At 69.7% G+C, this 15604-nt stretch carries 17 protein-coding genes; 10 read left to right on the top strand and 7 right to left on the bottom strand.

The window, feature by feature from the left end; genetic code table 11:
* The first annotated feature begins 156 nt into the window (after positions 1-156).
* The 5 genes from sufB to DEJ19_RS10025 are packed head-to-tail and all read left to right on the top strand — an operon-like array spanning position 157 to position 4372.
* The gene (gene sufB / locus DEJ19_RS10045; protein WP_111232965.1) at positions 157-1575 is read left to right on the top strand and encodes a Fe-S cluster assembly protein SufB; all 1419 of its coding nucleotides are present in this window, start codon (positions 157-159) and stop codon (positions 1573-1575) included.
* Positions 1576-2886, top strand: a complete 1311-nt coding sequence (gene sufD / locus DEJ19_RS10040; protein WP_111232964.1) for a Fe-S cluster assembly protein SufD — start codon at positions 1576-1578, stop codon at positions 2884-2886.
* A complete protein-coding gene (locus DEJ19_RS10035) occupies positions 2886-3212 on the top strand; it encodes a non-heme iron oxygenase ferredoxin subunit (protein WP_371830590.1) in 327 nt (108 codons plus the stop codon). The genes sufD and DEJ19_RS10035 overlap by 1 nt, the downstream gene beginning before the upstream one ends.
* Before the next feature lie 57 nt (positions 3213-3269).
* Positions 3270-4043 (top strand): Fe-S cluster assembly ATPase SufC, encoded by a 774-nt coding sequence (sufC, locus tag DEJ19_RS10030; RefSeq protein WP_071403760.1) that lies wholly within the window; start codon positions 3270-3272, stop codon positions 4041-4043.
* Positions 4043-4372, top strand: coding sequence for a metal-sulfur cluster assembly factor (locus tag DEJ19_RS10025; protein ID WP_017887270.1), 330 nt, complete (start codon positions 4043-4045; stop codon positions 4370-4372). The genes sufC and DEJ19_RS10025 overlap by 1 nt, the downstream gene beginning before the upstream one ends.
* Positions 4373-4654: 282 nt before the next feature.
* On the opposite strand, the gene DEJ19_RS10020 is transcribed toward DEJ19_RS10025, so the two are convergent.
* Complete coding sequence (locus DEJ19_RS10020) at positions 4655-5254, bottom strand: biotin transporter BioY (RefSeq protein ID WP_111094281.1); 600 nt, start codon at positions 5252-5254, stop codon at positions 4655-4657.
* Positions 5255-5369: 115 nt separating this feature from the next.
* On the opposite strand from DEJ19_RS10020, the gene DEJ19_RS10015 reads away from it, so the two are divergent.
* On the top strand, positions 5370-6968 hold the full coding sequence (locus DEJ19_RS10015) for an ABC-F family ATP-binding cassette domain-containing protein (protein ID WP_111232963.1): 1599 nt from the start codon (positions 5370-5372) through the stop codon (positions 6966-6968).
* 756 nt (positions 6969-7724) lie between these two features.
* On the opposite strand, the gene DEJ19_RS10010 is transcribed toward DEJ19_RS10015, so the two are convergent.
* Genes DEJ19_RS10010 through DEJ19_RS10000 form a run of 3 tightly spaced genes read right to left on the bottom strand, consistent with a single transcriptional unit; the run spans position 7725 to position 9417 of the window.
* Complete coding sequence (locus DEJ19_RS10010) at positions 7725-8690, bottom strand: SURF1 family cytochrome oxidase biogenesis protein (protein WP_111232962.1); 966 nt, start codon at positions 8688-8690, stop codon at positions 7725-7727.
* On the bottom strand, positions 8687-8995 hold the full coding sequence (locus DEJ19_RS10005; RefSeq protein WP_371830589.1) for a hypothetical protein: 309 nt from the start codon (positions 8993-8995) through the stop codon (positions 8687-8689). The genes DEJ19_RS10010 and DEJ19_RS10005 overlap by 4 nt, the downstream gene beginning before the upstream one ends.
* On the bottom strand, positions 8995-9417 hold the full coding sequence (locus DEJ19_RS10000) for a DUF3099 domain-containing protein (RefSeq protein WP_051596733.1): 423 nt from the start codon (positions 9415-9417) through the stop codon (positions 8995-8997). Before DEJ19_RS10000 ends, DEJ19_RS10005 begins: the two co-directional genes overlap by 1 nt.
* A gap of 165 nt (positions 9418-9582) precedes the next feature.
* Here DEJ19_RS10000 and fabG point away from each other — a divergent pair, with 165 nt between their 5' ends.
* Positions 9583-10296 (top strand): 3-oxoacyl-ACP reductase FabG, encoded by a 714-nt coding sequence (gene fabG / locus DEJ19_RS09995; protein WP_071403764.1) that lies wholly within the window; start codon positions 9583-9585, stop codon positions 10294-10296.
* Positions 10297-10308: 12 nt separating this feature from the next.
* Here the strand turns inward: fabG and serB are convergent, their stop codons facing one another.
* Both serB and DEJ19_RS09985 read right to left on the bottom strand, forming a co-directional pair.
* Positions 10309-10947, bottom strand: a complete 639-nt coding sequence (serB, locus tag DEJ19_RS09990) for a phosphoserine phosphatase SerB (protein ID WP_111039106.1) — start codon at positions 10945-10947, stop codon at positions 10309-10311.
* 99 nt (positions 10948-11046) lie between these two features.
* The gene (locus DEJ19_RS09985) at positions 11047-12288 is read right to left on the bottom strand and encodes a glucose-1-phosphate adenylyltransferase (RefSeq protein ID WP_111232961.1); all 1242 of its coding nucleotides are present in this window, start codon (positions 12286-12288) and stop codon (positions 11047-11049) included.
* A gap of 47 nt (positions 12289-12335) precedes the next feature.
* Here DEJ19_RS09985 and glgA point away from each other — a divergent pair, with 47 nt between their 5' ends.
* The 3 genes from glgA (at position 12336) to DEJ19_RS09970 (ending at position 14678) form a co-directional block, all read left to right on the top strand.
* Positions 12336-13535, top strand: coding sequence for a glycogen synthase (gene glgA, locus DEJ19_RS09980; RefSeq protein WP_071403766.1), 1200 nt, complete (start codon positions 12336-12338; stop codon positions 13533-13535).
* 9 nt (positions 13536-13544) lie between these two features.
* Complete coding sequence (locus tag DEJ19_RS09975; protein WP_017887279.1) at positions 13545-14327, top strand: ABC transporter ATP-binding protein; 783 nt, start codon at positions 13545-13547, stop codon at positions 14325-14327.
* Positions 14328-14429: 102 nt separating this feature from the next.
* Positions 14430-14678, top strand: coding sequence for a type B 50S ribosomal protein L31 (locus DEJ19_RS09970; RefSeq protein WP_017887280.1), 249 nt, complete (start codon positions 14430-14432; stop codon positions 14676-14678).
* Between the two features lie 178 nt (positions 14679-14856).
* Here the strand turns inward: DEJ19_RS09970 and DEJ19_RS09965 are convergent, their stop codons facing one another.
* Positions 14857-15603 (bottom strand): 3'-5' exonuclease, encoded by a 747-nt coding sequence (locus DEJ19_RS09965; RefSeq protein ID WP_111223637.1) that lies wholly within the window; start codon positions 15601-15603, stop codon positions 14857-14859.
* Position 15604: the final 1 nt, after the last annotated feature.

The following is a 15604-nucleotide window of genomic DNA, read 5'->3' as shown; positions in this document are numbered from 1 at the left end:
CCGAGATCGCCGATCAACCCACGGACTGCGTGGAACCATTGTCGTTGCGAGGGAGCAGCACCCGGTCCGCATGTCAGCGGTCTGCGGTGGAATGGCGTCCAGACGCCACGGGTTCACACCTGTAACGCTGTCCCGCGAGAAGGAAACGAGGAGACCATGTCCGACGTGCTCATCGACCGTCCCGAGCTCGAAGGGCTCGGCCAATACGAGTTCGGCTGGTCCGACTCCGACTCGGCAGGGTCCTCCGCCCGTCGTGGGATCTCGGAAGAGGTCGTCACCGACATCTCGAACCTCAAGGACGAGCCCGAGTGGATGCTGAAGAACCGCCTCAAGGGGCTGTCGCTCTTCGGCCGCAAGCCGATGCCGACGTGGGGTGCCGACCTGACGGGCATCGACTTCGACAACATCAAGTACTTCGTGCGTTCCACGGAGAAGCAGGCACAGTCGTGGGAGGACCTCCCCGAGGACATCCGTGCGACCTACGAGAAGCTCGGCATCCCCGAGGCCGAGCGCCAACGCCTCGTCGCCGGCGTCGCCGCGCAGTACGAGTCCGAGGTCGTCTACCACCAGATCCGCGAGGACCTGGAGCAGCAGGGCGTCATCTTCATGGACACCGACACGGCGCTCCGTGAGCACCCAAAGCTGTTCGAGGAGTACTTCGGCACCGTGATCCCGGCCGGCGACAACAAGTTCGCCGCGCTGAACACGGCCGTCTGGTCCGGTGGCTCGTTCGTCTACGTCCCGAAGGGCGTCCACGTCGAGATCCCGCTGCAGGCTTACTTCCGGATCAACACCGAGAACATGGGCCAGTTCGAGCGGACGCTGATCATCGCGGACGAGGACTCGTACGTCCACTACATCGAGGGCTGCACCGCCCCGATCTACAAGTCCGACTCGCTGCACTCGGCCGTCGTCGAGATCATCGTGAAGAAGAACGCCCGCGTTCGGTACACGACGATCCAGAACTGGTCGAACAACGTCTACAACCTCGTCACCAAGCGTGCGATCGCACACGAGGGCGCGACGATGGAGTGGATCGACGGCAACATCGGGTCCAAGGTCACGATGAAGTACCCGTCGATCTACCTCGCCGGCGAGCACGCCAAGGGCGAGACGCTCTCCGTCGCCTTCGCGGGCCCCGGTCAGCACCAGGACGCCGGCGCGAAGATGATCCACATGGCGCCGTACACGACGTCGTCGATCGTCTCGAAGTCGATCGCCCGTGGTGGCGGTCGTGCGGGTTACCGCGGTGAGGTCCGGGTCGACCCGGCCGCGCACCACGCCGCCAACACCGTGCGCTGCGACGCCCTGCTGGTCGACACGATCAGCCGGAGCGACACCTACCCGGCGATCGACATCCGTGTCGACGACGTGCAGCTGGGACACGAGGCCACGGTCTCGCGTGTCAGCGAGGAGCAGCTCTTCTACCTCATGTCCCGCGGCATGGCCGAGGACGAGGCGATGGCGATGATCGTCCGTGGCTTCATCGAGCCGATCGCCCGCGAGCTCCCGATGGAGTACGCACTCGAACTCAACAAGCTCATCGAGATGAGCATGGAAGGATCCGTCGGCTAGATGTCCAGCACCACCCCTCCCCACATCGACCAGCCGATCGAGCCCGCTGCCGCAGCGCAGGGCGGCACCCAGCACGGCGCCGGAGCCCACTCCGACGGCGGCTGGGACGCCCCCGACAAGAAGGTGCCGGTCCAGACCCGCTCCGAGCGGTTCCAGTCCGGCGACGTCGAGGCGTTCCCGAAGGTCACCGGCCGAGAGGTCAACTGGAAGTTCGCGCCGCTCACCAAGCTCCAGCCGCTGCTGGACGGCGCGCTCGACGGATCCGCCTACCCGTACCTCGCCCGCCAGTCCGAGGGCGCCGACGTCGAGTGGGGTCGCAGCGACGACCCCCGCGTCGGCTCCGCCGGCCTGCCCGAGGACCGCGCGTCGGCCGCAGCCTGGACCGCCCGTGACGCGGTCCTGGCGATCACGATCAAGGCCACCGAAGCGCACGAGTTCATCACCGTGACCCGTTCCGACTTCGGGTCGCAGCCCCGCGCCGCGCACACGGTCATCACGGCCGAGCCGAATTCCCAGGGCATCGTCGTGCTCGACAACCGCGGCAGCGCCCTGCTGAGCGAGAACATCGAGATCGTCGCGCTGCAGAACGCACGACTGACCGTCGTCAGCCTGCAGGACTGGGACGACGACGCGGTGCACGTCTCGACCCACTTCGCCGAGGTCGGCCGCGACGCCTTCCTCAAGCACGTCGTGGTCTCGCTCGGCGGCGACGTCATCCGCGTCAACCCCTCGACGCACCTCGGTGCGCAGGGTGCTGACACGGAGATGTACGGCGTGTACTTCGCCGACGCCGGCCAGTACATCGAGCAGCAGGTCTACGTGAACCACGACGCGCCGAACACGCGCGGTCGGGTCAACTACAAGGGCGCGCTGCAGGGCCAGGGCGCGCACACCGTCTGGATCGGCGACGTGCTGATCGGCCGCGCCGGTGACGGCACCGACTCGTACGAGCAGAACCGCAACCTCGTGCTGACGGACGGCACCCGCGCCGACAGCATCCCGAACCTCGAGATCGAGACGGGCAACATCGAGGGCGCCGGCCACGCGAGTGCGACCGGTCGCTTCGACGACGAGCAGCTGTTCTACCTGCAGTCCCGCGGCGTCCCGGAAGAAGAAGCGCGGCGCCTCGTCGTGCTCGGCTTCCTGGTCGAGGTCATCCAGAAGATCGGTGCGCCCGAGCTCGAGGAACGCCTCATCGCCGCGGTCGAGCAGGAGCTGGCCGAGGGCCGTTCGGTCATCGCCGCACCGGCCGAGGCGGGCGACGCACAGGCCGCCACCGCGCAGGCTTCCGCTCCGCAGGCCACCGCCTGATGGCCGAGAAGGTCTGCGCCGAAGCCGACATCGCGGTGGACAGCCCGATGCGGGTGGTCGTCGACGGCACGGCGGTCGCGATCGTGAAGGACTCGTCCGGCACGGTCCACGCCATCGGTGACACCTGCACGCACGGCGACATCTCGCTGGCCGAGGGCTTCGTCGAGGGTGACTCGCTGGAGTGCTGGGCCCACGGGTCCCGCTTCTCGCTGACCACCGGCAAGCCGCAGAACTTCCCGGCCTACGAGCCCGTCCCGGTCTTCCGGGTCGAGGTCCGCGACGGCGACGTCTACGTCGACGTGCAGGACGTCGTCCCGGTCGACTGAGCACCCCCAACACTTCCCGCGGCTGACGCCGCACACAGCTGCAACCGAAGGAACGCAATGTCCACTCTGGAAATCCGTGACCTCAAGGTCTCGATCGACACCGATCAGGGCACCAAGGAGATCCTGAAGGGTGTCGACCTCACCATCAACGAGGGCGAGATCCACGCGATCATGGGGCCGAACGGCTCCGGCAAGTCCACCCTGGCGTACACGATCGCCGGTCACCCGCGGTACAACGTCGTCGGTGGCACGATCACCCTCGACGGCGAGGACGTCCTCGCGATGAGCGTCGACGAGCGTGCCCGTGCCGGCATGTTCCTGGCGATGCAGTACCCGGTCGAGATCCCCGGCGTCACGGTGTCGAACTTCCTCCGCACCGCCAAGACGGCGATCGACGGCGAGGCTCCGGCGCTCCGTGGCTGGATCAAGGAACTCCGCCAGTCGATGGCCGACCTGAAGATGGACTCGTCGTTCGCCGAGCGCAACGTCAACGAGGGCTTCTCCGGTGGCGAGAAGAAGCGCCACGAGATCATGCAGCTCGAGCTCCTCAAGCCGAAGTTCGCCGTCCTCGACGAGACCGACTCCGGCCTCGACGTCGACGCGCTGAAGATCGTCTCCGAGGGCGTCAACCGCGCCAAGGCCGCAACCGGCCTCGGTGTACTGCTCATCACGCACTACACGCGCATCCTCCGCTACATCAAGCCGGACTTCGTGCACGTGTTCGTCGCCGGCAAGATCGCGGAGCAGGGCGGCCCCGAGCTCGCCGACCGCCTCGAGAACGAGGGCTACGACCGCTACGTGCAGGTCGCCGCCGCCGAGGCGCAGGCCTGATGATCGCCGCACTCGCTCCCGACAAGTTCGACGAGGTCGTCGAGGGCCTGAAGGAGGTCCAGGACCCGGAGCTCGGCGTGAACATCGTCGACCTCGGCCTGATCTACGACCTCGCCTGGGACGACGACGCCAACGCGCTCGTCATCAGCATGACGCTCACGAGCGCCGGCTGCCCCCTGACCGACGTCATCGAGGGTGACACCGCGAACGCCCTCGACGGCATCGTGGACGCCTTCCGGATCAACTGGGTCTGGATGCCGCCGTGGGGTCCGGAACGGATCACCGACGACGGACGCGAGATGATGCGCGCCCTCGGGTTCGCGATCTAGTCGCGACCCACCACGGACGGGAGGCGCGGTGCCAGCTGGCACCGCGCCTCCCGTCCGTCTATGCGCACGCCGCGCGCGGGGCGCGCCGCCGAGTGGTCGCGACCATCCGCTCAGGTTCGCTGAGTGGTCACGTTCTGTCGGCTGACAGCGCTCCAGGCGACGGAATGCGACCACTCGGCGTCTGGACGGCGGGGAGTCGTGACCGACCGCCGGGCCGGTCACCTGCGCCGGACGCAGGACGGCCCCGCACCGATCGGTGCGGGGCCGTTCTCGTGCGACGGGTCAGCGGCGACCGACGGCCTTCCACGCGAGCGGCAGGATGCCGGCGGCGATGAGGGCCTTGGCGATGCCACCGACGATGAACGGGTACAGGCCGGCGGCGAGCACCGACTGGACGTCGTTCGGGGCGCCGAGCTGGCCGAGCGCCACGGCCAGGTACGGCAGGCCGGTCACGAACGGGATGGCACTCGCGAGCAGCATCGCGACGGTGGCGCGGCCGACGTTGCGGTCCCAGTTGCGGCGGGCGAGCCAGCCGACGAGCCCGGCGGCGGGGATGAAGCCGATGACGTACCCGAAACTCGGCAGGGCCAGGGCCTGCAGACCGCCCTGCATGTCGGCGAAGAACGGGGCACCCGCGAGTCCGGCGACGGCGTAGACGAGCAGCGAGAGCATGCCGCGGCGTGCGCCGAGGGTCGCGCCGACGAGCACGACGGCCAGCGTCTGCCCGGTGATCGGGACCGGCCACATCGGGACCTCGAGCTGCGCCATGGCGGCGGTGAACAGGGCTCCGCCGGCGACGAGGGCGGCGTCGGTGGCCAGCCCGTGCGTGCGCAGACGGTCGGCGAGGACTGCGCGGGGAGCGAACCCGGTGGCGTTCGTCATGGATTCTCCTAGAATGGACTGCTGGTTCCGTTCGGAACCATCGGTCCCGTCAGCGTAGCGGTGCACCTCACGCACACACCGTTGTGCAAACCCACCAACTGATTGGACGTCCACTGTGCTTGCCGTGCACGAACTCGAGATCCGCGTCGGAGCTCGTCTCCTCATGGAAGACGTGTCCTTCCGTGTCGAGAAGGGCGACAAGATCGGACTCGTCGGCCGCAACGGCGCGGGGAAGACGACGATGACCAAGGCCCTCGCGGGCGAGACGCAGCCCAACGGCGGCACGATCGACCGCGGCGGGGAGATCGGCTACCTGCCGCAGGACCCCCGCTCCGGCGACCCGGAGGAGACCGCGCGGAAGCGCATCCTCGACGCCCGTGGGCTCGGTGAGCTCGTGGAGGGCATCCGCCTCGCGACCCTCGACATGGCGAGCGACGACGCGGCCGTGGCCGAGAAGGCGATGCGGCGCTACAGCCGCCTCGACGACCAGTTCAATGCGCTCGGTGGCTACGCGGCCGAGGCCGAGGCGGCGTCGATCGCCTCGAACCTGAAGCTGCCCGACCGCATCCTCGACCAGCAGCTCAAGACGCTCTCGGGTGGTCAGCGCCGCCGCATCGAACTCGCCCGGATCCTGTTCTCGGACGCCGAGACGATGATCCTCGACGAGCCGACCAACCACCTCGACGCCGACTCCGTCGTGTGGCTCCGCGAGCACCTGAAGACCTACCCCGGTGGCGTCATCATCATCTCCCACGACGTCGAGCTCGTCGACGAGGTCGTGAACCGCGTCTTCTACCTGGACGCCAACCGCCAGACCATCGACATCTACAACATGGGCTGGAAGCTGTACCAGCGGCAGCGCGTCGCCGACGAGGAGCGCCGCCGCAAGGAGCGCGCGGGCGCCGAGAAGAAGGCCGCCACGCTCAAGGACCAGGCCGCCCGCTTCGGTGCGAAGGCGTCCAAGGCCGCAGCAGCCCACCAGATGGTCGCGCGTGCCGACAAGCTCCTCGCCAGCCTCGAGGACGAGCGCGTCGCCGACCGGGTCGCGAAGATCCGCTTCCCCACCCCGGTCCCGTGCGGCCGCACTCCGCTGATGGCCGAGGGGCTGTCGAAGTCCTACGGGTCGCTCGAGATCTTCGCGGGTGTCGACCTGGCGATCGACCGCGGTTCGCGCGTGGTCATCCTCGGCTTCAACGGTGCGGGCAAGACGACCCTGCTGCGCATCCTGGCGGGAGCCGACCAGCCCGACACGGGCGAGATCCAGCCCGGTCACGGTCTGCGCATCGGGTACTACGCGCAGGAGCACGAGAACATCGACATCAACCGCACCGTGATCGAGAACATGGTGTCGGCGTCGACTGACCTCAACGAGACCGAGGCCCGTCGGGTGCTCGGCTCGTTCCTGTTCACCGGCGACGACGGCTACAAGAAGGCCGGCGTCCTGTCCGGTGGCGAGAAGACCCGTCTGTCGCTCGCGATGATCGTGGTCTCCGGCGCGAACGTCCTGCTGCTTGACGAGCCGACGAACAACCTGGACCCGGCTTCGCGCGAGGAGATCCTCAACGCCCTGGCCGGCTTCGAGGGGGCGGTCGTCCTGGTGTCCCACGACGCCGGCGCGGTCGAGGCGCTCAACCCCGAGCGCGTCCTGCTGCTGCCGGACGGCACCGAGGACCACTGGAACAAGGACTACGCGGAGCTCATCGAGCTCGCGTAGCTGCCGCGGCTCGCGTCTCCCGTCCGCACGGTGCCGTGTTCGCGGTCCGGTGCGGTGTGGCGTGCTGGGTGCCCGTTTGTGGCGCTGCACGGTGCGCGGAAGCGCGTACGGGGTTGCGAGGTGCGCACGGTGCGGCCGGGAGGCGCGGTGCCGGTCGTGCGCCGCGCCTCCCGTCCGCACGGTGGGTGTTCGCGGTCTGGTGCGGGGTTGCGTGCTGGGTGCCCGTTTGTGGCGCTGCACGGTGCGTGGAATCGCGCACGGGGTTGCGGGGTGCGCACGGTGCGGCCGGGAGGCGCGGTGCCGGTCGTGCGTCGCGCCTCCCGTCCGCACGGTGGGTGTTCGCGGTCTGGTGCGGCGTTGCGTGCTGGGTGCCCGTTTGTGGTGCTGCACGGTGCGCGGAAGCGCGCACGGGGTTGCGAGGTGCGCACGGTGCGGTCTGGAGGCGCGGTGCCGGTCGTGCGTCGCGCCTCCCGTCCGCACGGTGCCCGTTTCGCCATCCGGTGCGGTGTGGCGTGCTGGGCGTTTGTGGCGCTGCACGGTGCGGGGAAGCGCGCACGCGGTTGCGGGGTGCGCACGGTGCGGCCGGGAGGCGCGGTGCCGGTCGTGCGTCGCGCCTCCCGTCCGCACGGTGCCGCGTTCGCCATCCGGTGCGGCGTTGGGTGCTGGGTGTCCGCTTGTGGCGCTGCACGGTGCGCGGAAGCGCGCACGGGGTTGCGAGGTGCGCACGGTGCGCTGACGCGCGCCCTCAGCCGCGCCTCAGCGACGTGACGCGATGAGCTCGTCCTCGATCTCGGCGTCGGTCTTCGGCTTCGCGTTCTTGCGGCGTTCACGCTCGAGGGCGCGCTCGCGCTCCTCGGGGTCGTCCTGGTTCAGGTTCCGGTACTCCTGCACCATCACGTACGCCAGGAAGCCGAACCCGCCGGCGGCGAACAGGAACCACTGGATGAAGTAGCTCAGGTGCAGCCCGGTGTCGGCGGTCGGACGCTCCCAGCCGAGCGGGCGGGCCTCGGTCGGGGCGGGGGACTCGGAGGCGAGTTGCCCGTACGCACCGGTCCAGATCGGGTCGTCGACCTTGTCCGCCACGTCGGCCAGCGTCACCGACTGCACCTGGTCGGTGTCCTTCGGGTCGGAGCGGCCGGGGATGCGCGGTTCGCTCTGCTGCAGGCGGACGATCGCGGTGACCTCGCCCGACGGGGGAGCGGGCACGTGGTCGGGGGCGTCCTGGGCGTTGCCGGTCGGCACCCACCCGCGGTCGACGATGAAGGCGCGGCCCTCGGACGTGACCAGGGGCGTCAGGACCTCGAACCCGGGCTGCCCGTTGTGCACGCGGTTGCGCACGAGCAGCTGCGAGTCGACGTCGTAGCGGCCGGTCACGGAGACCCGGAGCCACTCCTGCTCGTCCTGCCAGCTCGAGGCCTTCGGCAGCGCCCGGTCGAGGGGGACGGGGGTGTGGTCGTAGTTCTGCGCGACCTGCTCGTTCTGCCGGACGGCCTCGTTGCGGCGGTCCCATTGCCACATGCCGAACAGCGCGCAGACGACGGCGAAGGCGACGGCGATCGCGAAGTAGCCGAGCCAGCGGCGGCTCCGGACGAAGCGCCAGCCGACGAACGGTTCGCGGGGGTCGTGCTGCTGCGCCGGGGCACCCGACTCGGCGGCTGCGCGCTGCAGCTTGGCTGCATGCTTGCGGCCGTACCGGGACTGCGGGTCGAAGCCGTCGGTCATCGCGAGGTGCCGGTGGAGCGCACCCCGACGTCGTTCTTCGGTGCCGCGGTCGACTCGCGCTCGTCGTCGAGGTGGTCGACGTCCTCGTGCATGCCGGTGACGCGCACCGGGAACGAGCGGGACCGCAGGTAGTCGGCGAGGAAGTCGCGGTGTTCTTCACACGCGGCCCAGATCTTCACGCGGTCGATCGCGTGGATCCTGGGGTTGCGCCAGTTCACGCGCCACCCGGCAGTCGACACGCAGCCGGCGCGGGAGCAGACCGGGGTGGAACCGGGTTCGGTCTGCAGGTCGAACGTCGCACCCATCAGCGGGGTCCCCACATCTTCGATCGGTCGCCGTTGCGCTGCCATTCGTCCTGCGCGTGCTGCGCCTGCTGGCGGAGGCGGTCCTGCTCGTCGCGGTAGGCCTGGGCCCGGGCGTCCTCCTGCTGTTCGCGGAGGCGCGGGTCGACGGCGTCGTAGAGCTCGATGGACCCGGCGGGGGAGATCATGTCGCTCTCGGTCCGGCTGCCGGCGTTCGCGATGACGACGGCGACCCAGGGGATCACCGCGGCGAGGACGATCGGGATGACCGCGAGCCACGAGTGCCAGATCGAGTACACGAGTACGGCGGAGATGAAGAGGACCACTCGGATGGCCATCTGCCAGACGTAGCGGGACAGGCGGTGCGCCCGGTCCTGCTCCGGTGTGTCCGGCAGCGACGTGATGCTCGTGTGCGTGCTCTTCATACAGATGGTCTCCGTCTACCCGTGGTCAAGCCTAATCCCGCCGGGCCGATCGTGGGTGCGCCGCGCGCGAACCGGCGGGGTGGTCCGCTCCGGTACGCTCGTCCGGGCGTGTCCGCCGGGTCCCCGGCACCGCGTGCCGAGCAGATCCCACCGAACGGAGCGACCATGAGCACCCCCCGTACCGTCCTCATCACCGGCGGCAACCGCGGCATCGGCCACGCGCTGGCCGAGCGGTTCGTCGCAGCCGGCCACCGGGTCGCCGTGACGTCGCGCAGCGGTCAGGGTGGTCCCGAGGGCGCGCTGACGGTGCAGGCCGACATCACCGACACGGCTTCCGTCGACGCCGCGTTCACGCAGGTCGAGGCCGAGCTCGGTCCGATCGAGGTCCTCGTCGCGAACGCCGGCATCACGAACGACCAGCTGCTCCTCCGCATGTCCGAGGACGACTTCACCAGCGTCGTCGACACGAACCTCACGGGCACCTTCCGCGTCGTCAAGCGCGCCACGAAGGGCATGATGAAGGCCAAGTTCGGCCGCATCGTGCTGATGTCGAGCGTCGTGGGCGCCTACGGCCAGATCGGCCAGGTCAACTACGCGTCCTCGAAGGCTGCCCTGGTCGGCATGGCCCGGTCGATCACGCGTGAGCTCGGTTCGCGCGGCATCACCGCCAACGTCGTGGCGCCCGGCTTCATCCAGACGGACATGACCGCCGCGCTCTCCGAGGAGCTGCAGGCCGAGTTCAAGAAGGCGATCCCGGCCGCCCGCTACGGCACGGTCGACGACGTCGCCGACGCCACGCTGTTCCTGGCGAGCGACGGCGCCGGGTACGTCTCCGGTGCGATCATCCCGGTCGACGGCGGCCTCGGGATGGGCCACTAGCCCCCGGACTGATCAGCCGCGCAGACCGAGCGTCGCGAGCACGGCGGACAGGTCACGGTCGACGACCGCGACGTCCGCCTGCTCCCGCACGCGCGGCTTCGCGTCGAACGCCACCGACAGCGCGGCGACGCGCATCATCTCGAGGTCGTTCGCGCCGTCGCCGATGGCGATGGTCCGTGCCGGGTCGACCCCGTCGGCGTCCGCCCACTCGCGGAGCGCGACGGCCTTGGCGTGCGCGTCGACCACGTCGCCGAGCACGCGGCCGGTGAGCACGCCGTCGGTGACCTCGAGGCGGTTCGCCCGGCAGTGGTCGAGGCCGAGCTGCTCGGCGAACGGGTCGAGCACCTCGTGGAACCCGCCCGACACCACGCCGACGGTGCCGCCTGCGGCGTGCACCCCACGGACGAGCTGGTCGGCGCCCCGCGTCACACGGACCGCCTGCTGTGCGCGGACGAAGACGTCTGCCTGGAGGCCCGCAAGCGTCGCGACACGCTCCCGGAGGCTCTCGGCGAAGTCGAGTTCCCCGCGCATGGCGCGCTCCGTGATCGCCGCCACCTGTGGCCGGGTCCCGGCGCTGTCGGCGAGCAGTTCTATCACCTCGTCCTCGAGGAGCGTGGAATCGGCATCGAGGACGACGAGGAAGCGGGGCACGCACCAACGGTACCGACTGACGAAAGGCACGGCCGCGTCCGTGACGCGAGCCGTGCCTCCAGGCCGTCCGTCCGGGGCTGCGCCCGGGTGTCTGCTTGCCTACGCGTCGACGCTGACGCCCTTGCCGACCACGGTGATCCCCGACTCGGTGACGGTGAAGCCGCGTGCCTCGTCGGCCTCGCGGTCGACGCCGACCTGCGCGCCCGGTGCGATGACGACGTCCTTGTCGAGGATGGCGCGGTTGACGACCGCGCCGGCGCCGATGGTGGCGCGCTCGAACACGATCGAGTCGAGGACCTTTGCGCCGGAGTCGATCGAGCACCAGGGCCCGATCATGCTGCGCTCGACCTGCGCACCCGACACCAGGCAGCCGAGCGACACGAGCGAGTCCACCGTGGACCCGGTGTTGCCGTTCGCGTCGCGGACGAACTTCGCCGGCGGCAGGTTCGTCTGCTGGTTGAAGATCGGCCAGTCCTGGTTGTACAGGTTGAAGACCGGGACCGGGGCGATGAGGTCCATGTGGGCGTCGAAGAACGAGTCGATCGTGCCCACGTCGCGCCAGTAGTACTTGTCGCGGTCGGTGGACCCGGGGACCTCGTTGCGCTGCAGGTCGTACACCCCGGCGTCACCGCGGTTGACGAAGTCGGGGACGATGTCGCCGCCCATGTCGTGCGCGGACGTCTCGAGCTGGCCGTCGCGCAGGACCGCGTCGACGAGGGCGTCCGCGTTGAAGACGTAGTTGCCCATCGAGGCCAGGATCTCGCCGGGGGAGTCGGCCAGACCGATCGCGTCCTTCGGCTTCTCGAGGAACGCATCGATCTTCGTCGGGTCGTCGTCGGCCACCTGGATCACGCCGAACTGGTCGGCGAGCCCGATCGGCTGACGGATCGCCGCCACCGTGGCACTGCGGCCGGAGGCGATGTGCGCCTCGACCATCTGGTGGAAGTCCATCCGGTACACGTGGTCCGCACCGACGACGACCACGATGTCGGGGCGTTCGTCGCGCAGCAGGTTGAGCGACTGCAGGATCGCGTCGGCCGAGCCGGCGAACCAGCGCTTGCCGAGCCGCTGCTGCGCGGGGACGGACGCGACGTAGGAGCCGAGCAGCCCCTCCATGCGCCATGTCTCCGCGACGTGCCGGTCGAGACTGTGCGACTTGTACTGGGTCAGGACGACGATCTTCTGCAGACCGGAGTTGACCAGGTTCGACAGTGCGAAGTCGATGAGACGGAAGTTGCCGCCGAACGGGACGGCGGGCTTCGCGCGATCGGCCGTGAGCGGCATTAGTCGTTTGCCCTCGCCGCCGGCGAGCACGATGCCGAAGACCTTCTTTGGTGCCATGCCGCTCACAGTAGGCGTCAGCACTGGGAACCGGTTACGTTGAACCAGTGCGAGTCGATCTGCTGACCAGGGAGTATCCGCCGGAGGTCTACGGCGGAGCGGGTGTCCACGTGTCCGAACTCACCGCCGCGTTGCGGTCGGGGACGGACACGGAAGTCCGTGTCCGGGCCTTCGGGGCCTTCCGTGACGAACCCGACGTGTGGGGCTACCGGACCCCGGACGGCCTCGGCCAGGCGAACGGCGCGCTGCAGGCCCTCGGCACCGACGTGGCCATCGCGGCCGACGTCGAGGGTGCCGACCTCGTGCACTCGCACACCTGGTACGCGAACTCCGCGGGCCGGATCGCGCAGCTGACCTACGGCATCCCCCACATCGTGACCGCCCACAGCCTGGAGCCGCTCCGCCCGTGGAAGGCCGAGCAGCTCGGCGGCGGCTACCGCCTGTCCAGCTGGATGGAGCGCGAGGCGTTCGAACACGCCGACGGCGTCATCGCGGTCTCGAAGGCCATGCGTGCGGACATCCTGCGCTCGTACCCGTCGATCGACCCCGCGAAGGTCCACGTCGTCTACAACGGCATCGACATCGACGCGTGGAAGCCGACCGTCGACGAGGACGCCGTGCGCGCCCTCGGCATCGACCCGACGCGCCCGAGCGTCGTGTTCGTCGGACGCATCACCCGCCAGAAGGGCCTGCCGTACCTGCTCCGTGCCGTGGCGTCGCTGCCGTCGGACGTGCAGATCGTGCTGTGCGCCGGCGCGCCGGACACCCCCGAGATCCTGGCCGAGGTCACCGAGCTCGTCGAGGGCCTCCGCGCGGAACGTGAAGGCGTCGTCTGGATCGACCGGATGCTCGCGCACGAGGAGATCGTGAACGTGCTGTCCTCGGGCACCGTGTTCGTCTGCCCGTCGGTCTACGAGCCGCTCGGCATCGTGAACCTCGAGGCCATGGCGTGCGGCATCCCGGTCGTCGGCACCGGCACCGGGGGCATCCCCGAGGTCGTCGCCGACGGGCTCACCGGTCGGATCGTCCCGATCGACCAGGTGCAGGACGGCACCGGCACCCCGACCGACCCCGACCGCTTCGTGGCCGACCTCGCCGCGACCCTCACCGAGGTGCTCGCCGACGAGGGGCTGGCGAAGCTCATGGGACGCGCCGGACGGCTCCGTGTCGAGACCGAGTTCACCTGGGACGCGATCGCCACCAGGACACGGCAGGTCTACGACCGGGTGCTCGGCCAGAACCCGTAGGCTGGTCGCATGCCCTCGGTCGTGCGCTTGTCAGACGTCTCCGTGGTCCGCAACGGGGCCACCATCCTCGACGCGATCTCGTGGGAGGTGCAGGACGACGAACGCTGGGTCGTGCTCGGCGCGAACGGCGCCGGCAAGACGACGCTGCTGCAGGTCGCCGGCGCCCAGACGTTCCCGACCTCGGGTGACGTCGAGGTGCTCGGGACCGAACTCGGCGGTGCCGACCTGTTCGAGCTCCGCCCGCGCATCGGCTTCGCGTCCACCGCGCTGGCCCGTCGCATCCCGGTGACCGAGAAGGTCATCGACGTCGTGCTCACCGCGGCGTACTCGGTGACGGGCCGCTGGAACGAGGAGTACGAGGAGCTCGACGTCCGCCGTGCGCAGCGCGTGCTCGAGGAGTGGGGCCTGGGGTCCTTCACCGACCGCACGTTCGGCGACCTGAGCGACGGCGAGCAGAAGCGCGTGCAGATCGCCCGTGCCGTGATGACCGACCCGGAGATCCTGTTCCTCGACGAACCGGCCGCGTCGCTCGACCTCGGTGCCCGTGAGAGCCTCGTCCGCACTCTCGGCGGCTACGCCCAGAGCGCGGACTCGCCGGCCATCGTCATCGTGACCCACCACGTCGAGGAGATCCCGGCCGGGTTCACCCACGCGCTCGTCCTCGCCGACGGCCACGTGCAGGCCGCAGGCCCCATCGACGAGGTCCTGACGGACCAGACCCTGACCGAGGCGTTCGGCATCGACCTCTCGGTCACCAAGGACGCCGGTCGCTACACGGCACGCGCCGCGTAGCGCTGCGATCCCGCCGTCTCTCTGGTATCGTGGACGGCTGGCGCAAGCCGACGACTTCCCGCGCAGTTCGCGCAATCCCATCACCGCTATCGAGGAATCTCCATGAAGACCGACACCCACCCCGAGTACCGCGCCATCGTCTTCCGCGACCTGGCCTCCGGTGAGACGTTCCTGACGCGTTCGACCGCGAACAGCGACAAGACCATCGAGCTCGACGGTGCGACCTACCCGGTCATCGACGTCGAGATCTCGTCCGCTTCGCACCCGTTCTACACGGGCAAGCAGCGCATCCTCGACTCGGCCGGTCGCGTCGAGAAGTTCAACCAGCGCTTCAAGGGCTTCAGCAAGTAAGCAGCCCCCACGCAACGCCCACGGGCGGTCCTCCTCCGGGAGGGCCGCCCGTTCGCGTTGTGCGGCGTTTCCGGCCGGCGCTGTACTCGGACACAAGACACCGGTGTTCACGCGTCACACGGCGGTCTGCGGGTGTTCGGCGCGCGGACACCGGTGCTTTGCGAGGGGCAGGGCGAGGTCAAGCGCCGTTGCGGTGGGGCCAGCGGCCGTCGGCGGTGAACGTCGGGTCGCGCTTCTTGCGCATGTAGTCCTGGAACGAGGTGGCCTGCTCGGCGCACCAGCCGACCTGCTTGCGGTGGAGTTCCTCGGCGGAGATGCCGAGCTCGTCCGGGTACTTGCCCGCGATGGCCTGGGCGACACGCCCGGCAGCGATCGCGTCGGCTCCGGCGTCGTGGGCGTCGTCGAGCGTGACGCCGTAGAGCTCGGATGCGGCCTCGAGCGTGCGCTTGCCCTTGCGGAAGGTGTCGAGCGCCTTGTCGATCACCAGCGGGTCGACGACGTTGCCGATGACGGGGGAGGCGAACCCGTGCCGCTTCGCTTCGCGGTCGAGGACGGTGAGGTCGTACGGGGCGTTGTAGATCACCAGGGGGATGCCCCGGGCGAACACGGCCTCGATCGCGGCGATGATCTCGGCGACGACCTCGGCCGCAGGGCGTCCCTCGGCCTGGGCACGCTCGGTGGTGTAGCCGTGCACGGCGGCGGCGCCCTCCGGGATCGGGACGCCGGGGTCCGCGATCCAGGCACCCTCGACGATGGAGGCCCCGGTCATGTCGATGAGCCCGACGTGGGCGGTGACGATGCGGGCCGTCTCGACGTCGACCCCGGTGGTCTCGAGGTCGAAGACGCCCAGCGCGTGCCACCAGGGCCGACCCGTGAGGTCCTGGGACGGAGCGGGCGCGTCGAGCTGTGCTGTGGGGAACGTCACG

This window comes from Curtobacterium sp. MCSS17_016, assembly GCF_003234255.2.
Classification (GTDB): Bacteria; Actinomycetota; Actinomycetes; order Actinomycetales; family Microbacteriaceae; genus Curtobacterium; species Curtobacterium flaccumfaciens.
The sequence above is the reverse complement of the archived record's forward strand: the minus strand, read 5'-3'. Positions and strand labels throughout refer to the sequence as shown.

What these genes read in the sequence shown, in the direction of transcription:
- DEJ19_RS10010 (WP_111232962.1), bottom strand. Translation starts at nt 8,690, where the DNA reads ATGACCGACGGCTTCGACCCGCAGTCCCGGTACGGCCGCAAGCATGCA.
- DEJ19_RS09970 (WP_017887280.1), top strand. Translation starts at nt 14,430, where the DNA reads ATGAAGACCGACACCCACCCCGAGTACCGCGCCATCGTCTTCCGCGAC.
- sufC (WP_071403760.1), top strand. Translation starts at nt 3,270, where the DNA reads ATGTCCACTCTGGAAATCCGTGACCTCAAGGTCTCGATCGACACCGAT.
- DEJ19_RS10035 (WP_371830590.1), top strand. Translation starts at nt 2,886, where the DNA reads ATGGCCGAGAAGGTCTGCGCCGAAGCCGACATCGCGGTGGACAGCCCG.
- DEJ19_RS10020 (WP_111094281.1), bottom strand. Translation starts at nt 5,254, where the DNA reads ATGACGAACGCCACCGGGTTCGCTCCCCGCGCAGTCCTCGCCGACCGT.
- DEJ19_RS09975 (WP_017887279.1), top strand. Translation starts at nt 13,545, where the DNA reads ATGCCCTCGGTCGTGCGCTTGTCAGACGTCTCCGTGGTCCGCAACGGG.
- DEJ19_RS10025 (WP_017887270.1), top strand. Translation starts at nt 4,043, where the DNA reads ATGATCGCCGCACTCGCTCCCGACAAGTTCGACGAGGTCGTCGAGGGC.
- sufB (WP_111232965.1), top strand. Translation starts at nt 157, where the DNA reads ATGTCCGACGTGCTCATCGACCGTCCCGAGCTCGAAGGGCTCGGCCAA.
- fabG (WP_071403764.1), top strand. Translation starts at nt 9,583, where the DNA reads ATGAGCACCCCCCGTACCGTCCTCATCACCGGCGGCAACCGCGGCATC.
- DEJ19_RS10000 (WP_051596733.1), bottom strand. Translation starts at nt 9,417, where the DNA reads ATGAAGAGCACGCACACGAGCATCACGTCGCTGCCGGACACACCGGAG.
- sufD (WP_111232964.1), top strand. Translation starts at nt 1,576, where the DNA reads ATGTCCAGCACCACCCCTCCCCACATCGACCAGCCGATCGAGCCCGCT.
- DEJ19_RS10005 (WP_371830589.1), bottom strand. Translation starts at nt 8,995, where the DNA reads ATGGGTGCGACGTTCGACCTGCAGACCGAACCCGGTTCCACCCCGGTC.
- DEJ19_RS09985 (WP_111232961.1), bottom strand. Translation starts at nt 12,288, where the DNA reads ATGGCACCAAAGAAGGTCTTCGGCATCGTGCTCGCCGGCGGCGAGGGC.